Genomic DNA, 7,466 nt, shown 5'->3' with positions numbered 1-7,466 from the left:
GGGACAAGCAATGGATTCCGCTGACCCACACCACCAGCTCACCGCGATATGCCTCGTACGTGCGGAAGTCTCCGGCCCTCACGCGCCACGGCACGCGATGGAGGTCCAACGTCACGCAGAGCGGCTCGGCTACCTCCACCTCTACACTGTGCGGCCGCCGGCCGACGCCACCGATCCGGTCGGCTACGCGCTCGGGCTGGCCGCCAGCTTGAATGTCGACGCGGTGGTGGTCTACGACCTGGAGACCGTCGGCAACACGCCGAGCCGAGTGTGCGAGATGTTCGACCTTGAAACGGTCTGTCCCCCAGCGACCTGGGCGGCGACCCTACCGGGTTTCGCCGATCCGGAGCACTCGCATCCGGAGCAGCCGCTCACAGTCGCCGCAGCGCAACAAATCATGCAGCAGCACGTGAATTGCCGTGCCGTCGAATGCCCGCGCAAGGCGAGCGCGTACAGCTGCCTCGTTCGTGAGGGCAAGATCGTTCCACCGGTTGACAGCCCTCGCGAGCGGGCAGCTGCTCGCGGGCTGAGGTTCCGGCCACGGCGCACTGACGATGCTCCGCTACCTGATGGGGTGAACCTCGAGACCCTGCTCGACGTCTTGAGCGGGCTGGCCGACTACGCCTCGGTCGGGAAGCAATAGCGAGCCGCGATGAGCTTCGCCGAACCCACTGAAGCTCAACCCGAATCGCCGCTGCCGCACGAACCGGACGTCGGGCTGTGCGTACTTATCACCGTCCCGAATACGCATGAGCTGAAGTTCGTCGCGTGCATGCCGGCAGCGATCCGGTTCGCAGTGCATTGGGTCATCGACTACCCGGCTGTCTCCGTGACGTTCGAGGCCCCGGATCCACATCGCCGGCGGCTGCCCTGTGAACGGTTGTGGGCGCTTCCGTGAGTGGTTTCTGGGTCTTCGTGGTGACCGCCGTCGTCGTCTTGTTGACCATCGTCGTCGTGGCGTGGTGCTGGCCGAACAGGAATCCCAAAGGACCTTCGGTGGATGAGATCCGTCAGCGGATCGAGGACGAGGAGGACACCGAGCTGTGACTGTCAGCGCAACTCGACGCCGCCAGAAAGCGGTCGGAGTTCTGAAAATTCCTTAGTGCTCGCGCCTTGGAAGGGTTGAGAGAGATGTTTAGCGAATCGTGGCGTCCACATCCGAGGATGTCGCTCCTTGCGACCGAGCCTCGGTTTACGAGAAGTGGGAGCCGATGGTGACGGGAAAGCTCATCACGATCGACGGCGCAGGGGGAGTTGGCAAGTCCACTACTGTGGCATCGACGGTGAAGTATCTGCGCAGCATCGGTCTACCCGCGTATGCGACCAGTCAGCCGAGCCGGACCGTGCTCGGCGCCCACATACGTGGGCACACCGACACCTATACCGGAATTGCGTTGGCGTGCTTGGTTGCTGGGGACCGCCATCATCAGCAACGCGACGAGATCGTGCCCGCACTCGACGACGAGAAGCTTGTGGTGTGCGACAGGTACCTGCCGTCCAGCCTGGTCCTACAAGTCCTCGACGGCGTCCCCGCGGAGCGGGTATGGCAGTTGAATGCAGGGATTCGAGTCCCGGACGTGGCGGTCGTCCTACGCGCCGACCCCAAGGTCATCGCGGACCGCCTCGCCGCGCGCGGCGCACACAACCGGTTCGAGCGTCGGCCCGACGACAGCGTCGCCCGCGAACTGGAGTTGTTCGACCAGGTCGCCGAAGATCTCCGGACACGGGGCTGGCCGGTCCATGGGATCGACTGCACCGAGCACGGGAAGAACGAGACAGCCCTGGCCATCGCCCACCTCGTCGGGCCCGCTGCCGGACCATCACGTTAGCGAAGGAAGAACTGCATGATCATGACCGACCACCCCGCCTGGCTGCATACCGACGCCGGTCCCGCATACCGGGCCGTCGCCGTCGGTGACTCTGCTGTGTTGATCAAGGCTGAGTCTGCCGAGGGAACCGAAGTCGTCGACTCCGGCGGAAGCACCATGCGAATCGACACGGTGGATCCGAGCGTTTTGTCCGGTCCCGACGACTTGGTGGCGCCGTTGAAGAATGCTGGAATTGTTGTGCGCGTGGCCAATCCGTCGCTGTGGAATGCGGTGACTGCGGCGATTATGCGGCAAGTGGTCCAAGCCGGCCACGCCCGCACCCGATACCTCAGATTCTGCACCGCCTACGGTGAACCGGTCACCCGCGACGGTTTGACGGCATGGCTGTTTCCCGAGCCCCATCGAATCCTCGCCCTCACCGACGAACAGTTCGCAAACGTCGGCGCGGCATTCCCCAAATCGGCGTTGCGCGCCGCAGCACGCTACTTCCTCACCCACAGCGAGGTGTGGGAAACGTTGCCCGCCCTCGATCTGGTGCAGGCGCTGCAAACCATTCCCCGGGTCGGGCGCTGGACAGCGTGCACCGCTGTCGCCGACTACACCAACGACTTCAGCTTCTACGACTACTCCGACATCGCAGTTCAACCGGCGGCGCGGCGGCTCAACCCCGAGCGAGACTGGCCACAGGGAGCACCCGCGTTCAAGGCCGCCTGGGAAGAGATGGCGGGAAACCAATTGTCCGCCTGGACAATTCTGACACTCACGTGGGGGATCAACCATGGAAAACTCGACCGCTCAGCCGCATCCTGACCTGCTCGCCGGAACAGACCCGAAACGCAACCTCGACCTACTCCTGATCAACGCACCGCTGCGCGACTATTCCCTCCGCCCGCGAGTCAACGACTTCACACTCCCGGTACTCGGCATGGCCTACATCGCCACCTACGCCGCCCACCAAGGGTTCAATGTCGCCGTTCTCGATGCCGAAGCTCACGGCCTCGGCATCACCGAAACAATCGACATCGTGAACGAGGCCCGCCCGCGTTGGGCGGGAATGAACTTGCTCGCGCCGACCTATCAAATCTCCGCGGCTATCGCTGCCGGACTCGACCCAGCCATATCGCTTATGCTCGGTGGCCACCAGGCCAAGGCGATGCCGACCGCCATACTCACCGACCCTCGAATGAATCGCTGCGCCGCACTGGTACTCGGAGAGGCCGAAACTCGCGTCGTCGAACTGCTGAAAGATCAGCGCAGCCGCACTCGCCTCCCCGGGGTCATGTGGCTGGACCCGGTCATGAAAACGCCGGTTACAGGCGGCCTCCCCGGTATGCAACACCATCTGGCACCGAACGTCGACACCATGCCGTTCGTCGATCGCGCCTACCTGTGTCAGGATCCGCACTGGGAGGGCGGCCGCTGGGAAGCCAACATGGTCGGCGCTCGCGGCTGTCCCTACAACTGTACTTTCTGCGGCGCCGCTGTCAGCGCCAACCCCGACATCACCATCCGAGTCCGCGAGCCCCACAACATAATCGACGAAATGATTCAGCTACGCGAGCAGCACGATGTGACCGCATTCCGGTTCGTCGACGACCTGTTCCTCGGCTGGAAGAAAGTCATCGAAACCATGATGAACGGCTTCAGCGCCGAACACATCGGCGACTGGGCACGCTGGGATGCCACCGGTCGCATCAATGTTCTCGACCGCAGTTCCGACTCCACGCTGGATGCATTGGCGGCCAACGGGTTACGCGAGGTCTCGCTCGGCATAGAATCCGGCAGCGATCGGGTCCTGCGATACGTCGACAAGCGCATCACCCCGGAGATGGCCGTCCGCGTCGCGCACCGGCTTCTGACCCGGGGTATCAACGTCAAGGGCTACTTCATCCTGGGCTTCCCCGGTGAAACGAAGCAGGAGATGGACGACACCGAAACTCTGATCCACCGACTGTGGGACACCGCAGACCATCTCCCCGGGGTATTTCGAGCTAGCGTGTTCGAATTCCGTCCCTACCCCGGTACCCCGGAATGGACCCGACTCATGGCCACCGGCCGGTACACACCACAGCAGTTGCTCGACTACGCCCCCGTCGACCTCACCGCCGGCGGAGTCGACGAAACCATGTACGGCCGAGACGAATTCAACTTCTCCACCGGCATCCAGCTGTCAGAGGCACCGATCAGCCACATCCGGGACAAACTGACCTACCTCAGCCGCACGCAGTATTCGCGCACGCATGGCTGAACTACACGACAGCAGGGACCGACCAGCCGACTTCACTGAACAATGCGGCGTCACCGTCGAGGAAGGCCCGGATCCCGATAGCGGAGTACTCGATGATGTCCTCGGGCAGCTCGTCGAACCCGAACCACGCCACCCCCAAGCATTTGTCCGGTTCCCGGTTCACCGGCTCGCCCTGCCACCGCATCGCGTACAGAAACACGCCGAGACGCGGCTCAGGACCTGAGCCGGCCACATGCGCGACATGAACGACGCGCAGATCAGCGGGATCGATCACGACTCCGACTTCCTCATATGCCTCGCGGGCCGCGGCCGCGGTGATGGCCTCTGCTTTGTCGAGCTTTCCCGACGGGAGATGCCATCGACCGGCGAACTCATCGGTACCACCGCGACAGGTCAATAACAGCCGAGCATGGTCGGCGAGAAGGACATGGACATCGATCAGGTGACGATCGGCCATCGCAGACAACTCCTGAAAGGTTCGGTGGTCGCAAAAACACTACGTCGAAGCGCCAGCGGATACCGCGCAAGGTACGCGTGTCGCCGACCAAACGGAGCATGTGCGCGTTGCGCTCTCGCGTCAGGCCAGCGCTTCGCATTATCAGCATGACGCCACATCCCGCCGCCGCTCCAGCACCCCAAGCATCCACCGCGGCCCGGCTCGCGACTGTGGAGTTGACTTTCGCCCTATGCGGGCCGCGGTTCTACCCAATCGTCACGCACCTAAACCTGCCCGCTCTGTATCCTTGCGTGGTACTCCGGTGGGTTGTCTTCGTGCAGATGAGGGGAAATGGCGAAATCGCCGCGTTTTCAGGCGGAGGAAGTTGCTCGCGCTCTAGGCGTAGCTACTGTCGAGTTTCTGGGCGGAGGCGCGTTCGGTGACACGTGGAGGGTTGAGGACCGAGCCGTCAAGATCATCTGCGACGACAAGTACCCTGCGGATCGTGTCGCTCGCGAGGTAGCCGGGTTGTCCCGCGTCGACAGCCCCTACGTGGTGAAGCTCTACAATGCTCGGTCGGTGCTTTTGGGTGGGATCAACCGTCCGGCACTGACGTTCGAGTTCGTCCCCGGTGGTGACCTGGACCAGAAGGTCTCCTCGGGGATCCGGCCGTCCAACGAAGAAGCCTCGGCGCTGCTGCGCGGCCTGCTCACTGGCCTCAGCGACCTGCATGGTGCTGAGGGCACTGTGCACCGCGACATCAAGCCAGAGAACATCGCACTCAGAAACGGCAGCTGGGCCGAGCCGGTCATCCTTGATCTCGGGCTCGCGAAGGCGATGACCGAAGAGACCCAGACCGTATACCCCGCGATGCTGGGTACCTGGCTGTGGGCATCTCCCGAACAGCTCGAGCACAAGCCTGGCCGCAAGCAATCCGATGTGTTCTCTGTCGGTGTGACGGTTCGCTATGCGATCACCGGCGAGCATCCTTTCATCGAGGACTGGCGGTCGATCACCTCGCTGGATGAAGTCACCAGCGCAATCGCGGCAGGCCCAAAACCGCTACCAGACTCGGTGCACGCTTCCCTGAAGAGGGTTCTAGATCGTATGGTCCAGCCGATCCAGAACGAACGCGGAAGCGCCGCCAGCAACCTCAGACTGTTGGGAGACGCTGCGTGACCGACCAATTCGACGGCTTATTTGACTGGGATGAGTCTGACGACCTGGAGGCTCCGGACACCGAGGAAGATCCTCCTCTGGCGGAGGACATCATCGATGAACAGAGGCCGCGCGTCATCACCGCTCTTCCCGCTGGTGACGGTTCATTGGTCCTGAGAGGTCCGGGCGCAGGCCGGATGATCGTGCCCTCGTCATCCGCATTGGCTGGCGTACCAACAACAAGCGCTGGCAAGCTCCCCACGCGAGACGAAGCCCTCGACGGCAGCCGCCCGCTCATGATCGTCCACCGGCCACATCAGAATATCGATGACATCCCCCGCCTACTCGCGTCGATCCTGGCTGAAACAGGAAGCGGCATAAGCTTAGGCGTTTCGGTGCGGTTGCCGCAGGCGAAGTCCACCGCCCACGCGAAATGGTTCGACGAGTGCGCGGCAGCTGCGGTCAAGATCGCCGACCCTGCATGTTATTTGCTCGATCCCGCCATCGTTCGCGTGAAACCCATATCGGAACGGCAGAGGGGCTACGCGCCATATCTCGCCGACCCGTCGCCGTCTGTCACCGAGATCCTGGATGCACAACGTGAGGCCGGGGCCAATCTCCTGCTGTCGTCCGGTCGAGCGTTGGACCCTTCCGAGGGCCAATCGGCGCTCGACGCCGTTTTCACCGAGGCAACTGCGGCCTTGGCCTCGTTGGCTGGGAATGAGCGGCTCGCCCTGAACCTCACTCTGCCGTCACAGTGGTTGACACGGCCGACAGCTCGGAACCTCCTCCTTGATCAACTTATGGAGTTTTCCCACTTCGATCTTCTGCACGTTCGCGTGCAACTACCAGCGAACCTATCCCCCTTTCAGCAGCCAATCGACCCAGATCTTCTTGAGGGATACCGAAAGCTCGCGTGCTTCGCTGCCGACGAGGAGCGCGCCCTGCTGTTGCCGCAAACAGGGCTGACGGGGTGGCTACTACTCGGGCTTGGCGCCACAGGCTTTGGTGCCGGTCCATATGGATCCAGCCATGCTTTCAGAGAGGAGAAAGCACAGCCACGAGGGGGGAATATTCAAGAGGTCGAGCGCTACTTCGAACCAGCGCTACTTCATGCAGTCGAACGAAGTGTGCACAACGTACTGAGTGAAGACCCCACCTACGTTCTGTGCGACTGCCCATACTGCCCGACACTGCATGAGGGAGCATGGACACAAAGGGGCGCGAAGTTGCACCAACTGCATTGGCTTGGACGTCTCGCTGCTGACGTGATGTCAGGTAGATCCCCGATATCCAAGGTCCGACGACGCGTCCACGCAGCCCAAACGACCGCCAACAGCGCTCTCCTGTCAGGGCAAAACGTCCCTAGACACCTGCAAGCCTGGGATCCGCTCCTGTAGTCGCCAGCAGCGTCTGCCCAAAGACCGGCTGAATGTCGCCAGACACTCGGCCGGCTAAGTGCAGCCCTGCCGCACGCTCGGCTAGAAGCTCGCGCTCAGCCTTACCGCACCGAGGCGAGCGGGGTTCGATGACAGCACGCACCACCCCGCCCAAAGACACCGTCGCCAGACCGATCCCGTAGGTCGTGAACCAGTGCTGATTTCCTACCGCTGCGCGGGCCGCTGCTTCATCGATCGCAACCCACGCCGCATCCGCCACACTCCTGTGTCGGGACGCCTGAGCAATAGCTCCGCGCCAATCACGCAACTTGGCCTCGACAGTTGAGATCCGCTTTGCAACTGACCGGTACCGGTACGTCGGCACCCATTCCGCGCCGACCCTCTCCAGATGCCCA

At 62.8% G+C, this 7,466-nt stretch carries 9 protein-coding genes; 8 read left to right on the top strand and 1 reads right to left on the bottom strand.

All coding sequences use genetic code 11. From position 1 onward, the window contains the following. From RJ03_RS27915 to RJ03_RS27895, 6 genes are all read left to right on the top strand, one after another. On the top strand, nucleotides 1–643 hold a 643-nt coding region (locus RJ03_RS27915), incomplete at its 5' end, for a hypothetical protein (RefSeq protein ID WP_218001012.1). A gap of 9 nt (nucleotides 644–652) precedes the next feature. Further along, entirely contained in the window at nucleotides 653–898 is a 246-nt protein-coding gene (locus tag RJ03_RS27910; protein WP_036507891.1) for a hypothetical protein, read from the top strand. Continuing rightward, the gene (locus RJ03_RS37385) at nucleotides 895–1,047 is read left to right on the top strand and encodes a hypothetical protein (protein WP_157163508.1); all 153 of its coding nucleotides are present in this window, start codon (nucleotides 895–897) and stop codon (nucleotides 1,045–1,047) included. The genes RJ03_RS27910 and RJ03_RS37385 overlap by 4 nt, the downstream gene beginning before the upstream one ends. 164 nt (nucleotides 1,048–1,211) lie before the next feature. Further along, a complete protein-coding gene (tmk, locus tag RJ03_RS27905) occupies nucleotides 1,212–1,829 on the top strand; it encodes a dTMP kinase (protein ID WP_036507888.1) in 618 nt (205 codons plus the stop codon). 15 nt (nucleotides 1,830–1,844) lie between these two features. Further along, nucleotides 1,845–2,639: a DNA glycosylase family protein gene (locus RJ03_RS27900; RefSeq protein WP_051025336.1), complete on the top strand. Its 795-nt coding sequence runs from the start codon at nucleotides 1,845–1,847 to the stop codon at nucleotides 2,637–2,639. Continuing rightward, nucleotides 2,608–4,077, top strand: a complete 1,470-nt coding sequence (locus RJ03_RS27895) for a B12-binding domain-containing radical SAM protein (RefSeq protein ID WP_036507885.1) — start codon at nucleotides 2,608–2,610, stop codon at nucleotides 4,075–4,077. The genes RJ03_RS27900 and RJ03_RS27895 overlap by 32 nt, the downstream gene beginning before the upstream one ends. A gap of 1 nt (nucleotide 4,078) precedes the next feature. On the opposite strand, the gene RJ03_RS27890 is transcribed toward RJ03_RS27895, so the two are convergent. After that, entirely contained in the window at nucleotides 4,079–4,534 is a 456-nt protein-coding gene (locus tag RJ03_RS27890) for an NUDIX domain-containing protein (protein ID WP_036507883.1), read from the bottom strand. Between the two features lie 330 nt (nucleotides 4,535–4,864). Here RJ03_RS27890 and RJ03_RS27885 point away from each other — a divergent pair, with 330 nt between their 5' ends. After that, nucleotides 4,865–5,692, top strand: a complete 828-nt coding sequence (locus RJ03_RS27885; protein WP_036507880.1) for a serine/threonine-protein kinase — start codon at nucleotides 4,865–4,867, stop codon at nucleotides 5,690–5,692. Continuing rightward, nucleotides 5,689–7,071: a hypothetical protein gene (locus RJ03_RS37380; protein ID WP_083871381.1), complete on the top strand. Its 1,383-nt coding sequence runs from the start codon at nucleotides 5,689–5,691 to the stop codon at nucleotides 7,069–7,071. The genes RJ03_RS27885 and RJ03_RS37380 overlap by 4 nt, the downstream gene beginning before the upstream one ends. Nucleotides 7,072–7,466: the final 395 nt, after the last annotated feature.

Source organism: Nocardia aobensis NBRC 100429 (genome assembly GCF_000308375.1).
Lineage (GTDB): Bacteria > Actinomycetota > Actinomycetes > Mycobacteriales > Mycobacteriaceae > Nocardia > Nocardia aobensis.
The sequence above is the reverse complement of the archived record's forward strand: the minus strand, read 5'-3'. Positions and strand labels throughout refer to the sequence as shown.

Bases quoted from the DNA above. Each gene is read 5' to 3' on its own strand.
- RJ03_RS27890 (WP_036507883.1), bottom strand. From the start codon at position 4,534: ATGGCCGATCGTCACCTGATCGATGTCCATGTCCTTCTCGCCGACCAT.
- tmk (WP_036507888.1), top strand. From the start codon at position 1,212: ATGGTGACGGGAAAGCTCATCACGATCGACGGCGCAGGGGGAGTTGGC.
- RJ03_RS27895 (WP_036507885.1), top strand. From the start codon at position 2,608: ATGGAAAACTCGACCGCTCAGCCGCATCCTGACCTGCTCGCCGGAACA.
- RJ03_RS27910 (WP_036507891.1), top strand. From the start codon at position 653: ATGAGCTTCGCCGAACCCACTGAAGCTCAACCCGAATCGCCGCTGCCG.
- RJ03_RS27900 (WP_051025336.1), top strand. From the start codon at position 1,845: ATGATCATGACCGACCACCCCGCCTGGCTGCATACCGACGCCGGTCCC.
- RJ03_RS27885 (WP_036507880.1), top strand. From the start codon at position 4,865: ATGGCGAAATCGCCGCGTTTTCAGGCGGAGGAAGTTGCTCGCGCTCTA.